Annotated in this window: 15 protein-coding genes and 1 pseudogene; 4 read left to right on the top strand and 12 right to left on the bottom strand. The window is 73.2% G+C overall.

Annotated elements, in window-relative coordinates; all coding sequences use genetic code 11:
- Positions 1-496: 496 nt before the first annotated feature.
- The 6 genes and pseudogenes from EV371_RS25065 to EV371_RS25090 form a co-directional block, all read right to left on the bottom strand.
- Positions 497-805: pseudogene (locus EV371_RS25065) on the bottom strand (helix-turn-helix domain-containing protein); the annotation flags it as partial.
- 320 nt (positions 806-1,125) lie between these two features.
- A complete protein-coding gene (locus EV371_RS25070; protein ID WP_130464219.1) occupies positions 1,126-1,653 on the bottom strand; it encodes a nicotinamide-nucleotide amidohydrolase family protein in 528 nt (175 codons plus the stop codon).
- A gap of 157 nt (positions 1,654-1,810) precedes the next feature.
- Positions 1,811-2,485: a CDP-diacylglycerol--glycerol-3-phosphate 3-phosphatidyltransferase gene (gene pgsA / locus EV371_RS25075; protein ID WP_130464220.1), complete on the bottom strand. Its 675-nt coding sequence runs from the start codon at positions 2,483-2,485 to the stop codon at positions 1,811-1,813.
- Positions 2,486-2,582: 97 nt separating this feature from the next.
- Positions 2,583-4,094 (bottom strand): 30S ribosomal protein S12 methylthiotransferase RimO, encoded by a 1,512-nt coding sequence (gene rimO, locus EV371_RS25080; protein ID WP_130464221.1) that lies wholly within the window; start codon positions 4,092-4,094, stop codon positions 2,583-2,585.
- A gap of 167 nt (positions 4,095-4,261) precedes the next feature.
- A complete protein-coding gene (locus EV371_RS25085) occupies positions 4,262-5,185 on the bottom strand; it encodes an ornithine cyclodeaminase family protein (protein ID WP_130464222.1) in 924 nt (307 codons plus the stop codon).
- Between the two features lie 103 nt (positions 5,186-5,288).
- Positions 5,289-7,760: an FtsK/SpoIIIE family DNA translocase gene (locus EV371_RS25090; protein WP_130464223.1), complete on the bottom strand. Its 2,472-nt coding sequence runs from the start codon at positions 7,758-7,760 to the stop codon at positions 5,289-5,291.
- 353 nt (positions 7,761-8,113) lie between these two features.
- On the opposite strand from EV371_RS25090, the gene EV371_RS25095 reads away from it, so the two are divergent.
- Entirely contained in the window at positions 8,114-9,724 is a 1,611-nt protein-coding gene (locus EV371_RS25095) for a type III secretion system chaperone family protein (protein ID WP_130464224.1), read from the top strand.
- Here EV371_RS25095 and EV371_RS25100 read toward each other — a convergent pair.
- The 5 genes from EV371_RS25100 to thyX form a co-directional block, all read right to left on the bottom strand.
- Positions 9,666-10,136: a DUF2784 domain-containing protein gene (locus EV371_RS25100; RefSeq protein ID WP_130464225.1), complete on the bottom strand. Its 471-nt coding sequence runs from the start codon at positions 10,134-10,136 to the stop codon at positions 9,666-9,668. The two genes, EV371_RS25095 and EV371_RS25100, sit on opposite strands and share 59 nt — an antisense overlap.
- A gap of 204 nt (positions 10,137-10,340) precedes the next feature.
- Positions 10,341-11,975: an alpha-lytic protease prodomain-containing protein gene (locus tag EV371_RS25105; protein WP_130464226.1), complete on the bottom strand. Its 1,635-nt coding sequence runs from the start codon at positions 11,973-11,975 to the stop codon at positions 10,341-10,343.
- Between the two features lie 145 nt (positions 11,976-12,120).
- Entirely contained in the window at positions 12,121-13,809 is a 1,689-nt protein-coding gene (locus tag EV371_RS25110; RefSeq protein WP_130464227.1) for a ribonuclease J, read from the bottom strand.
- A gap of 64 nt (positions 13,810-13,873) precedes the next feature.
- Positions 13,874-14,797, bottom strand: a complete 924-nt coding sequence (gene dapA / locus EV371_RS25115; protein ID WP_130464228.1) for a 4-hydroxy-tetrahydrodipicolinate synthase — start codon at positions 14,795-14,797, stop codon at positions 13,874-13,876.
- Between the two features lie 46 nt (positions 14,798-14,843).
- Positions 14,844-15,587: an FAD-dependent thymidylate synthase gene (gene thyX / locus EV371_RS25120; protein ID WP_130466202.1), complete on the bottom strand. Its 744-nt coding sequence runs from the start codon at positions 15,585-15,587 to the stop codon at positions 14,844-14,846.
- 689 nt (positions 15,588-16,276) lie between these two features.
- Here thyX and EV371_RS25125 point away from each other — a divergent pair.
- From EV371_RS25125 to EV371_RS25135, 3 genes are all read left to right on the top strand, one after another.
- Positions 16,277-17,392 carry a helix-turn-helix domain-containing protein gene (locus EV371_RS25125; protein ID WP_130464229.1) on the top strand — a complete coding sequence of 372 codons (1,116 nt, stop codon included), beginning with the start codon at positions 16,277-16,279 and terminating at the stop codon, positions 17,390-17,392.
- Positions 17,393-17,678: 286 nt separating this feature from the next.
- A complete protein-coding gene (locus tag EV371_RS25130) occupies positions 17,679-21,110 on the top strand; it encodes a S8 family serine peptidase (RefSeq protein ID WP_486484782.1) in 3,432 nt (1,143 codons plus the stop codon).
- Between the two features lie 96 nt (positions 21,111-21,206).
- Positions 21,207-21,587, top strand: coding sequence for a VOC family protein (locus EV371_RS25135; protein ID WP_130464230.1), 381 nt, complete (start codon positions 21,207-21,209; stop codon positions 21,585-21,587).
- A gap of 82 nt (positions 21,588-21,669) precedes the next feature.
- On the opposite strand, the gene EV371_RS25140 is transcribed toward EV371_RS25135, so the two are convergent.
- Positions 21,670-22,236 carry a DUF2752 domain-containing protein gene (locus EV371_RS25140; RefSeq protein WP_130464231.1) on the bottom strand — a complete coding sequence of 189 codons (567 nt, stop codon included), beginning with the start codon at positions 22,234-22,236 and terminating at the stop codon, positions 21,670-21,672.
- Positions 22,237-22,306 lie beyond the last annotated feature (70 nt).

Here is a 22,306-nt window from a genome sequence, read left to right on the forward strand (position 1 = left end):
CGGGTCGCGGGGAGCCCTGAGGGACCGGTCAGTGGAGCTGAACCCGATCGAAGTGGGACTCGGCCGACGAGGCGGGACTCAGCGGGACTCAGCCGACGCAGACGACGTCCCGCTCCGGGTTGGTGGTCGGGCGGATCCGGCGGGTGGTTCGCAGGGTCGCCTTGAGCGGCGATTCCTGCCGTACCGTCACCGAAACGGTGCCATCGGTCGTGATCTGACGTACCGGCTCGGCGCCGAGCGGGTGCACGCCGCCCTCGGCGAGGGTACGCAGGGCCCGGTCGGCCAGCGCCGGCCGGACCAGGGACGCCTCGACCAGCGCCGACTGCGCCGCGGGCTCGGTACGTGCCGGCTCGGCGGCAGCGGACTGCCGTACGGGCTCGGCGGCAGCGGACTGCCATACGGGCTCGGCGGTCGCCGGCTGGCGGGTCGACTCGGCGGCACCGGGCTGGCGGGCCGGTCCCGGGTACGCCGGGGCGGCCTCCTCGACCGTTCCTCCGGACTCCGGATGCCTCGCCCCGCCCCGCCCGGACGCCGGGCTCTCCTGAACCGGCGCCAGCACCCCGGGCAGCCCCTCGGCCACCTCGACGGTGTCGCTGACGTCGCGGAGCAGCTCGGAGAGGCGGGCGCCGAGCGCCGCACAGATGGCGGCCAGCAGCTCGCTCGACGCTTCCTTCTGGCCCCGCTCGATCTCGGAGAGATAGCCGAGGCTGACGTTGGCGGCGGAGGAGACCTCGCGCAGGGTCCGGTGCTGTCCCTGCCGACGTGCGCGCAGCGCGTCACCGATCACCCGGCGTAGCAGGACCATCGCACCTCCCGTGTCGCGGGCATCACACTCTCCCGGACGTCGGACCGCGCCGTCACCTCGACCCCACTGCCCTGCGCAGCTGTGCTACCTCGTCGTTGCGACAGCAACTGCCGCCTCGTCGTTGCGACAGCAACTGTGCCACCACGTTGCGGGGTGCCCGCGACGTCGACTGCCCGAGCCTTCCCGCAACGGTACCCGCTGCGTCCGTCGGCGACATCCCGCCCCGCCCGTCCGATCTTCACACCCTCCGTCGGCCGATCTGGTTGCACCGCTGGGCAGGGTGGAGAAACGAGGGGAAATGCGCCGACCGACGGGGGCGATCAGCGCCCGCCGCCGACCGGACTCTCGACGGCCTCGGCGTGCAGCCGCTCGGCGAGCAGGTGCAGAGCCCCGCTCACCGCGCCGATCCGGATCCGCAGCCGGTTGCCGTCCAGGTCGAGTCGGCGTACGACGGTGCCGGCGGGTCCGGCCGCCGCCACGAAGACGAGTCCGACCGGCTTGCCGTCCTGCGGTTCCGGGCCGGCCACCCCGGTGGTGGAGAGGCACCAGTCCGCGCCGCAGCGCGTCCGTGCTCCCTCGGCCAGTGCCACCGCCACGTCCGGGTCGACCGCGCCCCGCTCGGCGAGCAGCTCGGCCGGTACGCCCGCCAGCGACGACTTCAACTCGGTCGAGTACGCCACCAGGCCGCCCCGGAACACCCCGCTGACTCCGGCGATGTCGACGATCGTGGCGGCCAGCAGGCCACCGGTGAGCGACTCCACCACCGCCAGGGTGGCGCCCCGGTCGACGAGCGCGTGCACGACCGCCGCCGCCCCGTTGTCGGCCGCCCGGGCCGGGTCGTCGTCCATCCGATCCTCCTCCGGTCAGGCACCGCGTCCCGTCGGTCCTGCGTGTGTGTCCGGTCCAGGGTTCCACCCGTCGAGAGTTCTGTCCGCTCGACGTTCCGCCGGTCCAGCGTTGGCGTTCTGCCCCGTCCAGCTTCTGCCCGTCCGTCCGGTACGCCGGTCAGGGTGCCGGGCGCCGCAGCCGCAGCGCCCGGACCAGGTAGTCGAGCCCGGTCACCACGGTCACCACCACGGCGACGCCGAGGATCCAGGGGCCGACCCCGGTCACGCTCTCCGGCACCGGCCAGAGATACCAGACGATGGCCAGGATCTGGACGGCGGTCTTGGCCTTGCCGCCCCGGCTGGCCGCGATGACGCCGTACCTGATCACCCAGAAGCGCATCAGCGTGATGCCGAACTCGCGGACCAGGATGAGTACGGTGATCCACCAGGGAATCCGGTCATACCAGGACAGTAAGACCAGAGCGGTGCCGGTGAGCGCCTTGTCTGCGATCGGGTCGGCCACCTTGCCGAACGAGGTGACCAGTGCCCAGCGCCGGGCGATCCACCCGTCGACCAGATCCGTCGCCGAGGCGACGGCGAAGGTCAGGCAGGCGGCCACCCGCCAGCCGGAGTGCACCATCCCCGAGCTGACCACCAGCCCGACGAAGACCGGCACCAGCGCCAGCCGGAGCGCGGTGAGCCCGTTGGCCGCGTTCACCACCGGGACCGGACCGACCCGACCGGGTACCGGATCGACGGCCGCCACCCGGCGCGGCTCGGTACCCGCACCGCCCCGACCCGTCGTCGGCTCGACCGTGCCGGCCGGCACCGGCGCGCCCGCGGTGGCCGACATCGAATCCGCCGCCTCGGTCACGGTGCCGTCCCGATGCCGACGCCGATGTTGACGCGCTCGGGGACCGCCACCGACGGGACCGTCACTGCCATCCCGGTCACCCCGCCCCACGCGGCGCCGCCGAGACCATCTCCTCCGGTACAGCCACCAGGTCCACGCCCTCGGTGCCGGTGACCCTGGCCCGGACCAGGTCACCCGGGCGTAGCGCGGCCAGGTCGACCCCGCCGCCGGCCGGAGCGACCAGGGTGGTCGAGCCGTCCACCTCGGGCGCCTGGTGGGCCGCCCGGCCCTCCACCAGGCCACCGTCCACCGAGTCGACCAGCACCTCGACGACCGCGCCGAGCCGCTCCTCGGCCCGCTGCGAGCAGAGTTCGTCGGCGAGCGCGCAGAGCCGGTCGTACCGTCGCTTGATCGTGGACGGTGACACCTTGCCCGACAGACCGGCGGCCTCGGTGCCGTCCTCGTCGCTGTAGTCGAAGACACCGACCGCGTCCAGCCGGGCGGCGGTGAGGAAGCGCTCCAGTTCCTTCACGTCCGCCCTGGTCTCGCCCGGGAAGCCGACGATCACGTTGCTCCGCGCCCCGGCGTCGGGGGCGAACTCCCGCACCGACGCGAGTAGTTCGAGGAACCGGTCGGTCGAGCCGAACCGGCGCATCCGGCGCAGCACCGCCTCGCTGGAGTGTTGGAAGGAGAGGTCGAAGTAGGGCGCCACCCCGGGGGTGGTGGCGATCACCTCGACCAACCCGGGGCGGGTCTCGGCCGGCTGGAGGTAGCTGGCCCGGATCCGCACGATGCCCTCGACGGCAGCGAGCTGCGGCAGCAGCTTCTCCAGCAGCCGGGGGTCACCGAGGTCCTTGCCGTAGGAGGTGGAGTTCTCGCTGACCAGTACCAGCTCCCGGACCCCCGAGCGGGCCAGCCACTCCGCCTCGGCGAGCAGGTCGTCGGGGGTGCGCGAGACGAAGGCGCCGCGGAAGGTCGGGATGGCACAGAACGCGCAGCGCCGGTCGCAGCCGCTGGCGAGTTTCAGCGAGGCGACCGGGCCGGAGTCCAGCCGGTGCCGCAGCACCGGGCGCAGGTGCGCGGGGGTGTGCTCGTCGGCCAGCAGGGTGCCGCCGGCCGGACGGCCGCCCGTCCCGCCGTGCCCGGGCAGCACGACCGCCCCGCCCTGCCGGGCCACCGGGGTCAGCGGCAGCAGCTCGCGCCGGTCCCGGGGGGCGTGCGCGGGAAGCTGCTTGCCGGCCAGCACGTCGTCGAGCCGGGCCGAGATGTCGGGGTAGTCGTCGAAGCTGAGCACGGCGCCGGCCTCGGGCATGCCCTCGGCGAGCTCCCGGCCGTACCGCTCGGCCATGCAGCCCGCCGCCACGACCCTGGCCCCGGTGTCGGCGGCGGCCAGCAGCGTCTGGATCGAGTCCTGCTTGGCCTTCTCCACGAAGCCGCAGGTGTTGACCAGCACCACGTCGGCGCCCTCGCCGTCGGTGGTCACCTGCCAGCCGTCGGCGTGCAGCCGGGCGGCCAACTCCTCCGAGTCGACCTCGTTACGGGCACAGCCGAGGGTGAGCAGCGCGACCCGGCGGCCGGCGTTCGAGGAGGAGGAATCGGCAGACACCATCCGAGCCTACCGGGAGAGCGGCGCCGCCTCGGCACGGTGGCTGCCCCGCACCGCGCGTCACCCCAACCGGCGGCCCGATCCGGTAGCCGGCACGGCAGCCCGATCCGGTAGCCAGCACGGCGGCCCGATCCGGCGGCGCAGTGCCGGCTGCCCCCGCAGTCGGGGGGTCAGCCGGTCCAGCCCGGCTCACGGGTCAGCCGGTCGAGCAGGAACACCTCGCTGCCGGCCAGGCCGACCGAGCAGAAGACGGTCACCTGGTCCGCCGTGGTCCGGCCGGGCTCCGCGCCGGCCAGCACCGCGCCCAGCGCCCGCAACCGTCCGGCGTACGTCCCGACGGTGCCGAGCATCGGTGGGTCGTACGCCCCGGCCTGGGCCAGCGAGTCGGTGACCAGCAGATCCGCCCGGTCCAGCAGGTCGGAGCCGAACTCGGCCCGACCCACCTGCTTCGGCCCGATGGTGTTGAGGTGGCTGCCGGGGCTCAGGTCGGTGGCCGAGATCACCGGGGTGGGACTGGTGGTGGCGAGCACCACGACGTCGCGGTCGCGTACCGCCTCCGGGGCGGTGGCGACCGCTCGGGCCGGAATGCCCAGTTCGGCCCGGATCCGGGCGGCGAGCTTCTCCCGCCCGGCCGGGGTACGGCAGAAGACGGTGACCTCGCGCAGCCGGCGTACCGCCGCGATGGCCCAGACCTGTGCCCACGCCTGCCCACCGGCACCGACCAGCCCGAGTGTGGCCGCGTCCGGCCGGGCGAGCGCCTGTACCGCCACCCCGCCGAGCGCACCGGTACGCCGGGATCCGATCTCCTCGCCGACCGCGATCGCCCGGACCCGTCCGGCAGCGGCGTCGTGCAGGGCCACCACCTGCTCGCCCTCGGCATGCCCGAAGGTGTCGTACGAGCCGAAGCCGTACCACTCGCCGCCGAGCTGTCCGGCGCCGAGTACCAGCCGGCCACCCGCCATCGGTGCGGCCACCCGGGGCGGGGCGACGAGCCGGCCTCGGTACGCCGCCAGCAGCGCGTCCCGGATCGCCCGGATCGCCGTCTCGGGATCCAGTCGGGCCGCCACCTCGGCGTCGGTGATGAACTGGGTCATAACCGGATTCTGATCCGTCAACCATGGTTGAGGTCAACCGCCGGTCCGCGGCCCCGGCTCCGCCCGAGCCCTCGTCCGGTCCCCCGTCCAGGCACCCGTCCGGTCACTCGTCAGGCCGGAGCGCCGCCAGCGCCTCCTCCAGCTCGTCCGGCTTGACCAGTACGTCCCGGGCCTTGGAACCCTCGGACGGCCCGACGATGCCCCGGGTCTCCATCAGGTCCATCAGCCGGCCCGCCTTGGCGAAGCCGACCCGCAGTTTCCGCTGGAGCATCGAGGTCGAGCCGAACTGCGAGGTGACCACCAGCTCGATCGCCTGCACCAGCAGGTCGAGGTCGTCGCCGATGTCCTCGTCGACCTTTTTCCTGGTGTCCTGCGCCGGAGTGAGCACGTCCGGCCGGAACTCCGGCTCCCGCTGGTCCTTGCAGAACTTGACGATGTCGTTGATCTCGGGCTCGGTGACCCAGGCGCCCTGGATGCGCACCGGCTTGGAGGCGCCCATCGGCAGGAAGAGCCCGTCGCCCCGGCCGATCAGCTTCTCCGCGCCCGGCTGGTCGAGGATGACCCGGGAGTCGGCCAGCGACGAGGTGGCGAAGGCGAGCCGGGACGGCACGTTCGCCTTGATCAGACCTGTCACCACGTCGACCGACGGGCGCTGGGTGGCCAGCACCAGGTGGATGCCGGCGGCCCGGGCGAGCTGGGTGATCCGGACGACCGAGTCCTCCACGTCGCGCGGGGCCACCATCATCAGGTCGGCCAACTCGTCCACGATCACCAGCAGGTACGGGTACGGCCGGATCTCCCGCTCGCTGCCCGGCGGCGGCTTGATCTGGCCGGCCCGGACCTTGCGGTTGTAGTCGTCGATGTGGCGTACCCCGGCGGCGGCCAGGTCGTCGTAGCGCATGTCCATCTCGCGGACCACCCAGTCCAGCGAGTCCGCCGCCTTCTTCGGGTTGGTCACGATCGGGGTGACCAGGTGCGGGATCCCCTCGTAGTTGGTCATCTCGACCCGCTTCGGGTCGATCAGCAACAGCCGCACCTCGTCGGGAGTGGCCCGGGTCAAAATGGACACAAGTAGACTATTCAGGCATGAGCTCTTGCCGGCGCCGGTCGCGCCGGCAATGAGGATGTGCGGCATCTTCGCGAGGTTGGCCACGACGAAGCCACCCTCGATGTCCTTGCCGAGCGCCACCAGCATCGGGTGGTGGTCACTCGCCGCCGCCCGGGACCGGAGCACGTCGCCGAGCGCCACGTCCTCCCGGTCGCTGTTCGGGATCTCCACCCCGACCGCGCTCTTGCCCGGGATCGGGCTGAGGATCCGCACGTCCGGCGACTTGACCGCGTACGCGATGTTGCGGGAGAGCTGGGTGATCCGCTCGACCTTCACGCCGTGCCCGAGTTCGACCTCGTACCGGGTCACGGTCGGCCCCCTGGTGAAGCCGGTCACCGCCGCGTCCACGTCGAACTGGTCGAAGACGCCGGTCAGCGCGGCTATCACCTCGTCGTTGGCCCGGCTGCGGGTCTTCGGCGCACCGCCGGGGCGCAACAGGTTCGCCGGCGGCAGGGTGTAGTCGCCGGCCAACCCGGTGATCGCCAACTGCTCGGCCCGGGTCGGTGCCGGCGAGTGCTCCGGCGGCTCCGAAGTCTTCCGGGCGGCCGGCACCTTGCCCTTGGGCTTGCGCGGCAGCGGCACCGTCTCGTGCGCCGGAGCGTCGATCTCGTAGCCGGACTCGTCCTCGTCCCCCGGCACCGGCAGCGGCGACGGGCGGCGGCGCGACCGCCGCCCCTCCGCGCCGCGCGTCGACGCCGGCTCGGCGTCCTCCTCGGACTCCGGCCGGCCCAGCACCGCACCGGCGAGCAGGCCGAGCCGCTCGGGCACCTTGTTGATCGGGGTCGCGGTCACCACCAGCAGCCCGAAGAGCAGCAGCAGCACCAGCAGCGGTACGGCGACCCAGGCGCTGACCGCGTTCTCCAGCGGGCCACCCACGCCGGCCCCGATCAAACCGCCGGCGTAGTCCCGCTCGTCGTTGTCGGCCGGCTGCTGTCCGATGTGCAGCAGCGCCGCCGTGCCGACGATCAGCGCGGTCCAGCCGACCAGTCCCCGACCCCGGTGCTCCGGCTCGGCGGGGGCACGCATCAGCCTGACCGACCCGATCAGCAGCAGGACCGGCAACACGATCGAGATCGCGCCGAAGAACAGTCGGATGGTGTCGGCGAGGCGGCCGCCCAGCGGCCCTGCCGAGGAGAACCAGACCGCCACGGCGCTGAGGATCGCCAGCCCGAGCAGGAGCAGACCGGCGCCGTCCCGGCGGTGCTCCGGATCGAGGTCCCGGGCGGTCGCCGCCTGCCGGCCGGCCGCCCGCATGACCCAGCCGACGCCGTGCGCCAACCCCATCCAGGTCGCCCCGATCGCCCGGCCGACGTACGCCGCCGGACTGGGCCGGGTGGGTCGGCGTGCGGCCGCGCCCCGGCCCCGGGCCGACTGTCGCGCCCGGGTGTTGCCCGCCCGAGTACCGCCGGACCGGGTCGTCGACCCGCCCCGGCGCCGGTTCGCCTGAGAGGAGGCACGGCCCGCCATAAGTTCACACGTTAGCCGCGCGCGCTGAAGATTCCCCGCTTTTGCGCGTCGTGTCTGGGCAGCTAACAGCGCAGATCACAGCCGGCAACACCGTCCACACTCCCGGTACCCCCGCCGTCGGCGATCTGACCTCCCGGTACCGCAGGCCCGGGTCATGGCGGCGAGCCGGTTCTCGGCGACACCTCGACCTGCCGGCAGCCGCGTGCTGTCGTGACCGAGCTATGACGCTGAGTAAACTCACCGACGGTCGTCGCTCCGACCCGTACGCCGACCCCACCCCCGCGAAGCGAGAACCCGACCCCGTCCCGTGAAAGCGAGAACCTGTCGTTGACCCGCTCCCGCCCCGCGTCCGCGTGACCCGCGACGAGTTGCTCGCCGCCCTGGCAGACGCCCGGGACCGGCCGGACGACGCGACCAAGGTCGCCGAACTGGACCGGATCGTCGCGTACGCCGACGCCGACGGGGATGTCCGGCTGGGCTTCGCGGCCCGGCTGGCACTGGTCGAGGTGCACCGGCAGGTCCAACCGTGGCGGATGCTCTCACCGGTGCGGTGGTGTCTCGACGTCGTCGACCAGGCACCGAAGGCGTTCGACGCCACAGACACCGCCCGGCTGCCCGGTTACCACCGAGAGGCGGTGGCCGCACTCTGCGGCACCTCCCGGATCGGACTGGCCCGGGCCGGGGCCGCCCTCGACGATGTGGAGCGGCGGCTCCGGGCGGCCGGGCAGAGCCTCCGGCCGGCGTACGCCCTGCGCTGCCGGATCGCCGACCACCTCGGTGCCGAGCCGACCGCCCGGCGGTGGCTGGCGCGGTGGCGGGCCGCGCCCCTGGACGAGTGGAGCGGCTGCGCCGCCTGCGAACTGGCCGACCAGGCGAGGTTGCTCACCGGCTGGGGCCGGTGGAGTGAGGCGGTCGAGTTGGTCGAGCCGGTACTCGCCGGCACACCGCGCTGCCCCGACCAACCGGAGCGGGCACTGGCCACCATCCAACTGGCGTACCTGCGGCTCGGCCGTCCCGACGAGGCAGCCGACGCACACGTACGCGCGTACCGGCGACATCGGCGGGAGCGGGCCGCGTTCCCGTTCCTCGCCGATCACCTGCGGTTCTCCGCGCTGACCGGTCACTACGACCGTGGACTGGAGATCCTCGCCCGGCACCTACCCGAGCTGGACCGCCGCTGCGACGAGGCGTCCGCGCTGGAATTCGCCGCCGCCGGGGCGGTGCTCTGCCGACTGGCCGGTCCGGCCGGCTTCGCACGGCACCCGATCCATCGCCCCGGGTACGGCGGGCGGCGCGCCGCCGAGTTGACCGTCGCCGCGCTGGACACCGAGCTGACCGCCACCGCCGAGGACCTGGCGGGCCGGTTCGACGCTCGCAACGGGACGGGTCACCAGTCCGGCCGGCTCGCCGCCTGGCTGGCCGAACGCCCGGTACCCGGCCGGATACGGCTACCGCCGGAGCCGGAGACCGAGCCGGAGCGGGACACCGAGCCGGGACCGGTGGCGGGGGTCGAGTCCGAACCGGTGGCGTGCCGGGACCCGGACGACGGCTTCGCGGTGGTGGGCCCGCTCACCGTGGCGGCGATCGTGGACGTACTGCGGGACCGGTCGGACCATCACCTGCTCGGTCCGACCGGCACGGTCGGCGGCCGGTGGGGCGGCGCGCTGATCGAGTTCTGCCGGTTGGGTGAGCGGGGAGAGATCCTGCATGCCCGGGTGACGGCCGAGCGCCGGCTGCCGGCGGGCCGGCTCGCCGAGGCGTACGAGTTCTGCGACACCTGGAACCGCGACCGCCCGCTGCCCAAGGCGTACGTCGTGGATCTCGGTGCGGGGGAACTGGCGCTGGCCGGCGACGTCAGCACCGACCTGGAGTACGACGTCGCCGCCGGTCAGCTCGCCGTACTGGTCAACGCGACCCTCGCCAGCGGAGCCGCCTTCGCGGCCGCGGTGGCCGGGCTGCCCTGAGCCGCTGGAACAGGCCGAGCCGCTGAAGCAGGCCGAGCCGTTCGAACAGGCCGAGCCGTTCGAACAGGCCGAGCCGTTCGAACAGGCCGAGCCAGGAGGTCAGGACCAGCGCCGCGACCAGCGCCTGGGCGAACGCGGCGTACCCCTCGGGGTAGAACACGCCCTCGATGTAGCGGTCGATGAAACCCTGCCCGACGTCGGGGTCGCCGGCCCGACGCCGCGCCCAGTGCTCGAGATAGGTCAGCGGGCAGACCAGGTGAGCGGCGATCACCAACACGCCCCAGCCGGCGGCACCGAGATGCAGCCAGACGGTCCTCGGCCAACGCCAGGCGAGGAACCCGCCGAGCACCAGATAGGCCACGAAGCCGAAGTGCAAGGCCAGGACCAGCATGATCAACAATCGGTAACCCATTGCCGCCTCCCCCGGACAGAGGCTACCCAGCCGGGCGGCCGGCGGACCGGGTACGAATACTCAGCCCGCCGGCCGGCACACTCGGATCATCCCCGGCACCCGACCGCCTCGACCCGACTCGGCGGCCCAGTGCAGGATCGGCCGGTTCAGTGCAGGCGCGGCCCGTTCGGCGCAGATCGACCTGATCAGCGCGGGCCTGCCCGCTCAACGCACCGAGAAGCCGAGGGTGTAGGGGCCGGAGCCGCGCCGGGACTCCACCCGGTAGCGGTAGAAGCCGGCACTGCCGCGGTAGGAGATCGACTCGTCCGCGGTCGGCCCGGCGGAGACTGCGACAGTACGCCACCCGCCCCGGCTCCACCGCTGGAGTACCAGGTCGAAGTTGGCCCCGACCGGCCCGTCCAGGCAGCCGACCTGCCGACCATGCCCGGCCCGGAAGTAGCGACCGGCGGGCTGCACCTGGCGGTGTCCCGCCCCGAGGGTCGCCGCCTTCCGCACCTTGTGCCCGGCGCACTCGGAACCCGGCGGCGGGCTCGGCGGCTCGGTCGCGGCCGGCGGGTCGGTCGCGGGTGGCTCGCTGGCTGCCGGCGGGTCGGTCGCGGCCGGCGGGTCGGCCGGGGGTGCCGCCGGGCCGTTCGCGGTCGTGACCAGGGTGAGCTGATTCACCTGGAGAATCTCGGTCAGCGGCTGGAAGAAGGTGGTGCCGCCCACCGTGCAGTCGCCGGAGCCGCCCGAGGTGACCCCCTGGGCCTGGTCGCCGGAGATCCAGGAGCCGCCGGAGTCACCCGGCTCGGCGCAGACGTTGGTCCGGGTCAGCCCGGTGACCGTACCCTCCGGGTAGACGACCGTGGCGTTCAGCGCCTCGACGGTGCCACACCGGGCACCCGTGGTGGCGCCGAAGCGGCAGATCGAGCTGCCGACCGGCGCCTCCTGCCCACCTGCGACAGGGATCGTGCCGCCGTCGAAGTCGTTGACCACCGGCTGCGGGACCCAGTCGTCGTTGGTCTCCACCACGCCCCAGTCGTCGCCGGGGAACGAGGAGGCCGAGACGACGCCCTGGGCGACCCCGTCCGGGCTGCTGGTGGTGGCGCCCGGTGCTCCACAGTGGCCGGCGGTGACGAATCCCCCGACGACGGAGAAGCCGATCGAGCAGCGGGCCCGGTCGTCGATCACGTACGGGTCACCACCCCGTACGTCGATCAGCGGCACCGGTGCCTCCGCCGAGGCGACCACCTCGACCACGCCGGCCGGGGCGCCACTGGCCCGGACGAACCGCCGCACGGCGGCCTCGGTACCGGGCTGGGCGCGTACCACGACGCGGTTGTTCGACACGTCGACGTACCAACCGGCGATGTCCGGGGTGGCGTCGTCGGCGATCCGGTCCAGGCCCGCCTTGACCGTGTCGAGTTGCCGGGAGTTCCGGGTGACCAGCTTCGGTTCGGCCCCGGCGGCGCGTACCCGGGCGGCGGCCGCCTGGTCGGTCACCGCCACCATCAACCGGTTGCCGTCGGCGGCGAGCCAGGTGCCGCCGTAACCGGTCCCGAGTTCGGTACGCAGCCGCTGCGTCGTCGCACGGGCCCACTGCTCCCGTTCGAGCCGGGCGCGTGCCTGCGGCTCGGTCAGGGACAGGTCCCGGCGCAGCGCGTCGACGAGCTGCCGGGCCGGGCCGGAGGGCGCCGATTCCGATCGCGGCGGGTCCTCACCGGCCAGCGCCGGCCAGGTCACCGCCGCCAGCCCGGCGACGGTCGCCACCGTCACCCCGATCGCGATTCCCCGCCGCTGTGCCGTACTCCGCCGACTGACCGTGCCTCGCCGGCTCCGCGTCGCGCGTCCGCGATCCATCAACCGTCTCCTTCACCCTCGGGCAGCCCGCGGGGAGGTACGGCCGACGAACGGCCGACGATGAACGGATCGGTGATGGGCAATCTCACAGCCGATCGGCTGAACCGACAACGCCCCCGATACGTAGAAGGAAGGGCCCCAGCGCCTAAACCTCGACCACGGTCGGGACGATCATCGGACGCCGCCGGTACGCGTCGTTCACCCAGCGGCCGACGGTACGACGGACGATCTGCTGCAACTGGTGCGGATCGGTGATCCCCTCGGTCGCCGCCCGACCGAGCGCCTCGGTGATCAGCGGGATCACCGGGTTGAACGCGTCCGGGTCGTCCGAGAAGCCCTTTGCGGAGACGGTGGGACCGCCGACCACCTTGCCGGTGACCGAGTCGACCACCACGGTCGCCGAGATGAACCCACCGTCGCCGAGGATGCGCCGCTCGGTCAGGAGCGACTCGCCGACGTCACCGACGGCGAGGCCGTCGACGTAGACGTACCTGCTCTTGATGTGGCCGACCACCCGGGCATGCCCCTCGACCAGGTCCACGACGTCGCCGTCCTCGCAGAGCACCACCCGGTCGGCGGCGACCCCGGACTCGATGCCGAGCCGGGCGTGCGCGCGCAGGTGCCGCCACTCGCCGTGTATCGGCATCAGGTTGCTCGGCCGGACCACGTTGAGCAGGTAGAGCAGCTCGCCGGCCGGGGCGTGCCCGGAGACGTGCACCTTCGCCACATCCTTGTGGATCACGGTCGCGCCGGCCCGGGAGAGCTGGTTGATCACCCGGTAGACGGAGGTCTCGTTGCCCGGCACCAGCGAGCTGGCCAGCACCACCGTGTCGCCGGGGGCGACCGTGATGTGCCGGTGGTCGCCGGTGGCCATCCGGCCCAGCGCGCTCATCGGCTCGCCCTGCGAACCGGTGGACATCAGCACGATCTGGTCCGGCGGCAGCGTGGTCGCCTCGTCCAGCCCGACCACCAGGCCCGGCTCGATGCGCAGCAGCCCGAGATCGCGGGCGATGCCCATGTTGCGGACCATCGAGCGGCCGATGAAGGCGACCTTCCGGCCGTACTCGGCGGCGGAGTCCAGCACCTGCTGCACCCGGTGCACGTGCGAGGCGAACGACGCGACGATGATCCGGCCGCGCGCCTTGGCGAAGATCGAGTCGAGCACCGGCCCGATCTCCCGCTCCGACGAGACGAAGCCGGGGATCTCGGCGTTGGTCGAGTCCGAGAGGAGCAGGTCGACGCCTTCCGCCCCGAGCCGGGCGAAGCCGGCCAGGTCGGTGATCCGGCCGTCCAGCGGAAGCTGGTCCATCTTGAAGTCGCCGGTGTGCAGGACAAGCCCGGCCGGGGTCCGGACGGCCACCGCGAGCGCGTCCGGGATCGAGTGGTTGACCGCGAAGAACTCGCACTCGAACGGGCCGAGCCGCTCCCGGCCACCCTCCCGGACCGTCAGGGTGTACGGCTCGATCCGCCGTTCGGCCAGCTTCGCCTCGACCAGGGCGAGGGTGAACTGCGAGCCGACCAGGGGAATATCCGGTTTGTGGGCGAGTAGGTACGGCACCGCCCCGATGTGGTCCTCGTGCCCGTGCGTGAGCACGATCGCCTGTACGTCGGCGAGCCGGTCCAGGATCGGCGCGAAGTCCGGCAGGATCAGATCGACGCCGGGCTGCTCGACGTCGGGGAAGAGTACGCCGCAGTCGACGATCAGCAGCTTGCCGCCGTACTCGAAGACGGTCATGTTCCGCCCGATGGCGCCGAGGCCGCCCAGCGGCACGATCCGGAGCCCGCCCTCGGGCAACTCCGGCGGCAGCTCCAGCTCAATTCCCGGCTGGCTCATGCCCGCACTCCGCATCCCCGTCCGTCGCCCCGAACCCGCTTCCCACCGGTGTTCCCGACTCCCGTCATGGCAGCTCCAGCCCGGCGGCCGCGCAGTCCGCCCGCAACTGGGCCATCTCGTCGGAGGTGACCTCGACCAGCGGTGGACGTACCGGCCCGGCGGGCAGGCCCTGCGCGGCCAGTGCCGCCTTGACCAGGATGGCGCCCTGGGTGCGGAAGATCCCGGTGAACAGCGGCAGCAGCCGCCGATGCAGGGTCAGCGCCTCGGCGATGTCCCCCCGGTCGTACGCCTCGATCATCTGCTTGGTGGGCGCCCCGGTCAGGTGCGTCGAGGTGCCGACCAGGCCGACCCCGCCGACCGCCAGCGCGGGCAGCGCCAACGCGTCCTCGCCGGAGTAGAAGGCCAGCCCGGTCCGGGCGGTCACCACCGAGCTGGCGACCAGGTCGCCCTTGGCGTCCTTCACCGCGACGATCCGCTGGTGGTCGGCGAGTCGCAGCAGGGTCTCGGTGGCGATCGGCACGCCGCTGCGGTGCGGGATGTCGTAGAGCATCACCGGCAGCGCGGTGGCGTCGGCCACCTCGGTGAAGTGCCGGACCAGCCCGGCCTGCGGCGGCTTGTTGTAGTACGGCGTGACCACCAGCAGCCCGTGTGCCCCGGCCTTCTCGGCGGCACCGGTCAGCTCGATGGTGTGCCGGGTGTCGTTGGTGCCCACCCCGGCGACCACCTGGGCGCGGTCGCCCACCGCCTCGACCACCGTGCGGATCAGCAGCTCCTTCTCCGCGTCCGTGGTGGTCGGCGACTCGCCGGTGGTCCCGTTCACGACCAGCGCGTCGTTGCCCTGCTCGTCCACCAGGTAGCCGGCGAGGCGGGCGGCGCCGTCGAGATCCAGCGAACCGTCCGGGGTGAACGGGGTCACCATCGCGGTGAGCAGGCGCCCGAACGGGCGGGGCGCCGCCCGGTCGGCGTTGGCAGGGTGGTGGTGGGTCATGCGAACAACCTATCGGACTGCCGCCGCCCGGCCGGCGGGGAAGGGTTCAGGACAACTGGGCGTACGGGCTGGAGGCGATCTCGGTACCGTCCGGCAGGGCGCTGATGGTGAAATCGCCGAAGACGTTCGGCGCGACGCGCTGAAGCTGCCGGAGGCACTCGACGGCCAGCTCACGGATCTCGACGTCGGCGCCCTCGGTGGCCCGCATCGCCACGAAATGCCGCCAGGCGCGGTAGTTGCCGGTCACCACGATCCGGGTCTCGGTGGCGTTCGGCAGCACCGCCCGGGCAGCCTGCCGGGCCTGCTTGCGGCGCAGCGTCGGGTTCTCGACGTCGGCGAAGCGCCGCTCCAACCCCTCCAGCAGATCGTTGTAGGCCCGCAGGCTCGCCTCGCTCGCCTCCACGAACCGCTTGTGCAGTTCGGCGTCCTCGGCGATCACCGAGGGCTCCACCATCGCGGCCTCGCGCTCCGGCACGTAGCGCTGGGAGAGCTGGGAGTAGGAGAAGTGCCGGTGCCGGACCAGCTCGTGGGTGAACGCGCGGGACACGCCGGTGAAGTAGAAGGTCACCGTGCCGTGCTCCAGCACCGAGAGGTGCTGGCTCTCCAGGATGTGCGCGAGGTAGCCCGCGTTGGTCGCGGTGGCCGGGTTGGGCTTGCGCCACGACTGGTAGCAGGCCCGGCCGGCGAACTCGGCCAGCGCCTGGCCGCCGTCCGCGTCGGTCGACCACGGTACGTCCTCGGGTGGCTCGAAGTGCGTCCACGCGATGACCTTGACCTGGGGGACCACCATCTCCGGCATTCCTCGGACTCTAGTCGCCCCCGCACGATCCCCCGACGACCCCCTGCCCTGTCTACCTAACCGTCGGCGGCACCTCCCGCCCCCCGGTGTCACACCCGATCCGGGGCGGAGACCGGGAATGATCGCGCAATATCGGGGAAGTAGTGGCCTCTGTACGCGACGTAGCCACCCCTTCCGGGAAATAGCACTTTCCTGCGCGTCGTACAGCGGCTGCCGGTTGGCGCTTCGTGGGGTTACTGGCGGCGCGGGCGGGAGATGGCGGACCGGCGCCGATGTCGGGGGCGGTGCCGGAATCGGCCGGCCTGCGGCGGATCGTCCGACCGAACCGGGTGGCCGGGCACCGGATGGCGGCGGCGGAGCCAGGCCCGGGCGGTCGCGGTCGCCACGGCGGTGCCGAGGAGCAGCAACCCGGTTCCCCACAGTCGGGCGCGATGAGGCATTCTGTCATCGACCTTCCACGATCAGTGATCTTCGGAGGTGGTCCTCCGCGCCGGCCCGGGCTTGCCGACCGGGTGGTACGGAGGACCACGGTCCGCCCGCCAGCCGGGTGGACCGGCGAGCAGCCGCAGGTACTCTCGCCGGTCCGTCGACTGTCGGAAAAGAGCACCGCCGCCCTACCCCCGCGGTTCCGACACCCAGCGCCGCTGTCGCGACCACCTCCTCGGCAAGGACGAACCGACATGCCCCCCGGACCCCCCGGCATCGACGACGACACGATCCGCGCCCGCTGCGCCACCCCGGAGGCGGCGGCGTACACGCTCTACGTCCGGCACCTCGTCGCCGGGCCGGGGTTGGCGGGCGGACAGGCGGAAGTCCTGCGTACCGCCGCCGCGCGCCGCATCCTGCCGGTCGGCTACACCCGGCAGACCCTCTCCGAGCACCTTTCCGGCCGATACCGGCACGGCCCGCCCTGGTCCACGACGGAAATGATCATCGACTGCCTGCCGGAGCACGCGTCCCGGGACGGAGTCCGGGCCGAGGCCGCCGCCCTGCACCGGGCCGCCGCCCGACGGGCTGTACACCGTGCCAGGTCGGCGAGGACCGTCCCCGACAGGCTCCGCCCGGACAATCTCGGTTCCGACAATCTCGGTTCCGACAATGTCGCCGAGCCGGTCGGCATCGCGGGTCCGGGAAGCAACGTCCGGTCTGGCCGGCTCGCCGAACGTTGGCCGGGTCGGACCGCGGCCGGTCCGGCGCCGATCGGCACGGTACGCCGGACGAACGGGCCCGCACCCGGCCGGCACGGCACGCCGCGACGCGGCCGTACCCCGAACAGCGCGCCGCTCGGGGACGCCCGGCCGGAGGCCAACCAGCCGAGCGGGCAGTACCGGCGCGGTTCCGGCACGGGCGGCCCCGGCCGGGACATCGCGATCGACATCGCGGACCTGCGGGCCGACTGCGCCCGGCTGACGGTGCAGGTGCTGCTGCTCGGAGAGCCGGGCACCGGGTCGGCTCACCGTGCCGCCGAACTGTCGGCCGCCCTCGAACGGCGGCGACGCGGCTCGCTCGGGCAGCTCTCCCAGCACATCGAGCCGGCCGCGCCGCTGCTGCACCGGGCACTTGCCCAGTACCTCTGCGCGTACGCCGAACTCGGCCGGACCACCGTCACCGAGCTGGCCGTCCGGACCGGAATGCCCGCGACCGCCGTGGCCCAGATCCTCGCCGCCCGGCGGATGCCCACCGAGGTCGAGCTACGCGACCTGGGCGCGGTACTCGGAGTGGACGGCGGGGTGCTGTGGCAGCTCGCGACGCCCGCGCTGGGCGTCCGGCTCGGCATGCCGGAGGACCACCGCTGACCAGCCGCCACCAGTACGGGCGCCGGCCGCCGCCCGGCCAGCACGGTGCTGTCCGGTACGACCATGGACTGCACCGGACGGAGCAGCGCGAGCGCGCTCCCGAGACGGGCCGGGCTGATCCGAATCACGCCGTCAGCCCGCCGTCGAGCGCGAGGGTCACCCCGCTGAGATAGCCGGCGCCGGGGCCGGCCTGGACAACCGGCCGGCCAGCGACCATCTCAATCTATGGACGTCTATGTTGCTGTGCCCCCGACGATGTGTTTCGGTCGAGGTGGAGAGTGCCGGTATGACCGGTATCCAGGGGAGGCACACCATGGATCCACTTAAAAGGCTTACGCGGGGAGTAACGAGTCTCGCCCTACTGCTCGCGATCGCCGTACCGGCACCCTCGGCCGGCTCCGCCGCGACGGCCGGACCGCCGGGCCTCACCGGATACGCCGGGCCGGCCGGGCCGGCCACCCCGACCGGCACGCCGGGGGCGGACCCGTCGGCGGGTACCGGTGCCCGGACGGTCAGCCTGGTCACCGGGGACCGGGTCACCGTCACCGCCGACCTCAGGGCGAGCGTGGAGCCGGGACCCGGCCGGACCGGCATCGGGTTCCTGACCCGGAGAGTCGTCGACCGGCTGCACGTCATTCCGACCGACGCCCTCGCCCTGGTCCGCAGCGGGCGGCTGGACGAGCGGCTCTTCGACGTCACCGCCCTGCTGGAGTTCGGCTACGACCGCCGGGCGGAGTTGCCGCTGGTGGTCACGTATGCCGGTGCCGACGACCGGGTGCAGGGAGAACGCGCACTCGTCGGGGCCGGCGCGCGACTGGTCCGCGACCTCCCCTCGGTCGCCGGGCAGGCCATCGCGGTGGAGCGGGCCGGGCTGCCCCGCTTCTGGACCGAGCTGGCCGGTACCGAGCCGAACGGAACCGAGCCGAACGGTACCGAGCCGAACGGGGTCGCCATGGTGGCGACGGTTCGCACCGTCTGGCTTGACGGCCTGCGCCGGCCCGCGCTCGCCGAGAGCGTGCCACAGGTCGGCGCCCCGGCCGCCTGGGCCGCCGGCTTCGACGGCAGCGGGGTGACGGTCGCGGTGCTGGACACCGGCATCGACGCAACCCACCCCGACCTCGCCGGCCAGGTGACCGGGGAGCGCAACTTCACCGACGGCGTCGAGGACGACCGGGACACCGCCGGACACGGTACCCACGTCGCCTCCACAGTGGCCGGTACCGGCGCGGCCCGGTTCAGGGGTGTCGCCCCCGGCGCCCGACTGCTGGACGGCAAGGTCTGCGCGGCCGGCGGCTGTGCCGAGTCGGCGATCATCGCCGGGATGCAGTGGGCGGCCGAGTCCGGCGCCCGGGTGGTCAACATGAGCCTGACCGGCATGGACAGTCCGGTGGTGGACCCGATAGAGCAGGCCGTCGGGCAGTTGACCGAGGCGCACGACACGCTCTTCGTGGTCGCGGCCGGCAACACTCCGGGTACCGGTACGGTCGGCTCGCCGGCCACCGCCGACGCGGCGCTGGCGGTGGGCGCGGTCAGCAAGTCCGACGGACTCGCCGGCTTCTCCAGCCAGGGCCCCCGGCTCGGCGACGGCGCCATCAAGCCCGACCTGACCGCGCCCGGCCTGGACATCGTCGCCGCCCGGAGCATCGACTCCGGCCCGGACGTGCCCGCGGGGAGCGGGATCAGCATGTCCGGCACCTCGATGGCCGCCCCGCACGTCGCCGGGGCCGCCGCCATCCTGGCCCAACAGCGGCCGGAACTGTCGGCGGCCACCCTGAAGGCCGCGCTGATGGCGGCCGCCCGGCCCCACCCCGAACTCAGCGTCTTCGCCCAGGGCGCCGGCCGGCTGGACGTCGCCGGGGCGCTCGACCAGCGGGTCACCGCCGACCCGCCGAGCCTGAGCTTCGGCCGGCAGGCCTGGCCACACGACGACGACACCCCCGTCCGACGTACGGTCAGCTACCACAACGCGGGGACCGCGCCGGTGACGTTGCGACTCGGGGTCCGGGCGGTCGCACCGGACGGCGTCGCCGTACCGGCCGGGATGTTCGCGGTCGCGCCGACCAGCGTCACCGTGCCGGCCGGCGGCACCGCCGAGGCGACCGTCACCACCGACACGGCCGGCGACGGCGGCCCGCTGGGACAGCTCACCGGCCACCTCACCGCGACCGTGAGCGGCGGCGGAAGTGTCCCCATCCCGCTGGCGGTCGACCGCGAGGTGGAGAGCTACGACGTCAAGGTCTCGCACCTCGGCCAGGCCGGCGAGCCGACCACCGGCTATCTGACCATGCTGGCCGGGCTGGACAGAGCCGCATCGATCTCGATGCCGGTCACCGGCGACGGCACGGCCACCCTCCGGGTGCCGAAGGGGCGCTACTCGGCGCTCACCGCGATCACCAGCCCGCTGGACGGCACCTATCTGACCAGCGTCCTCGCCCAGCCCGAACTGGACGTCAGCGGCGACCGGAACGTCGTGCTCGACGCCCGGCTCGGTCGGCCGATCTCGGTGACCGTGCCGAACAGCGGAGCCCGGCAGGTCTTCGCCGAACTGGCCACCAGTGTGCTGGCCGCCGGGCGCACCGTCGAGGTAGGCACCCTCGGCAGCACCTTCGAACGGCTGCGTACCGGCCGGGTCGGTCCCGACCGGGCGACCGCCGGCTTCGTCTCCCGGACCACCGCCACCTTCGCCCCGGCCGACCCGGCCGACCACTCGTACGCCTACCTGCTGTGCTGGCTCGACGAGGGGCGGATGGGCAGCGGATTCACCCGGCAGGTGACCGCCGCCGACCTGGCCACGGTCCGGGCCGACCACGGCCACGAGTCCTCTGGCAGCAGCGGCCGGAAACTGGCCTGGGCGGTGCTGCCGGAGTCGGTGATGGGCGGATTCGCGCACGCGATGACGTTCCCGCTGCCGTCGACCCGGATCGAGTACTACAACACCGACGGCCGGGCGCAGTGGTTCCGGTCCATCGACGAGACGACCGGTTCCGGGGCGGAGCAGGCGTACCTGACCAGCCTGGTGGCGCCGCCGATGACGTACCGGGTCGGGCAGTCGTACCAGGAGCAGTGGAGCCGGGGGGTGTTCGGGCCGACGGTGGCGGCACCGCCGTACGAGCACCAGTGGGTGACCCGGCTCGGTGACACCCTCACCGTCCAGGCCCCGCTCTACGGCGACGGCGTCGGCCGGGCCGGCTTCTCGTCGATCGCCACCGGTCGGATCACGCTGGAACGCGACGGCAGGGTGCTGGCCGATCTCGACGGGGTGAACGCGACGATCGAACTTCCGCCGGAGACCGGCGACTACCGGCTGACGATGACGGCGGAACGGGGTGGGCCGGCGACGCTCTCCACCCGGGTCAGCGTGACCTGGACCTTCCGCTCCGGGCACGTCGACGGGGATGTGCCGGCCCGGCTGCCGGTCTCCACGGTCCGGTTCTCGCCCCGGGTGGACAGCGACAACAGCACCCCCGCCGGGCAGACCGGCACCGTACCGGTGGCGGTGACGGCCCAGCCCGAGTCGGGAGCCGGCGCCAACGAGACCCTGAGCGTGGAGGTCTCGTACGACGACGGAGGCAGTTGGACTCCGGCGGAGGTGACCGCCGGGCAGGCGGTGCTGCGGCATCCGGCCGAGCCGGGGTACGTCTCGCTGCGGGCCAGCGCCACCGACACCGCCGGGAACACGGTGACGCAGTCGGTCATCCGGGCGTACAAGATCGGCTGACCGGCGTACGTGTCAGCCGGGCGCGGTACGGTCCGAGACGTCGCACCCGACAGCGGAGCACACCACGGATACCGAGTCGACGACGTGGAGGATCGGATGGCCGAGGAGGTCAGCTTCGACCGGGTCGCCCCGGTGGTGCCGGTACGCGACCTGGACAGCGCGCTCGACCGCTACCGACGGCTCGGCTTCGCCGTGCGGGCGTACGACGGCGGTGAGCGGTACGGCTTCGTCGAGCGCGGGCCCGTCTCCCTGCACCTCACGGAGTGGGCCGAGCACGACCCCGCCCGGACGGCGTCGGCCGTCTACCTCTACGTCTCCGACGCCGACGCGCTGCGGGCGAGCTGGGCCGAGTCGGGGGTCGAAGGGCGGCTGGGCGAGGTCCGGGAGACCCCCTACGGCCTGCGGGAGTTCGCCTTCGTCGACCCGGACGGCACGCTGCACCGGGTCGGCTCGTCACACCGGGACCCGCAGACATAGCCGGCCCGGACCCGGCCCGACCGCAAGCGCCGGGCCCGGCCGCAAGCGCCGGGCAGGCCGCAGGCGGCGGGTCGGGCCGCGCTCAGACGTAGAACATGTCGAAGGGGGCCCACGGCAGGTTGCGTAGCACCGAGAAGACTCCCCAGGCGGCGAGGAAGATGCCGATCGCCTTTGGGGTGATCTCCAGCTGCGGCAGTCGCCAGCCGAAGATTTGCCGCCCGGCCCAGGCGACGTAGAGGTAGAGCAGGACCGGCACGGCGAAGACGAAGAGCAGGTGGTGCCGGGCCGCCGCCGGCAGGTCGCCGTGCAGGAGGTACCAGAAGGCGCGGGTGCCGCCGCAGCCCGGGCAGTCCAGCCCGGTGGTCAGCTTGAGGATGCAGGACGGCGCCGCGTCGGGCGCGCTGCGGGTCGGGTCGACGAGCAGCGTGTACCCGGCGGCGCTGGCCAGACAGCCGAGCGCCGCCACCGGGGCGAGCCAGCGCGGCGCCCGCGCCTGGATGCGGGTGACGAACCGGGTCAGCCGATCGGGCTCGGGAGCCGGGTACGGCGGCGGATAGCCCGGATAGCCCGAGTAGTCCGGGTAGCCGGTCGGGGCGTCGGCCGGGTTCGGGCCGGAGCCGCCGGACCGGTTCTCGTCAACGCTCGTCATTCCCGCCCCACCCGTCGTCGCGCATCTCGTCCGGCACGGCGTCGGCATCGCTCGCCACGGCCGCGACACC

It is taken from the genome of Plantactinospora sp. CNZ321 (assembly GCF_004217235.1).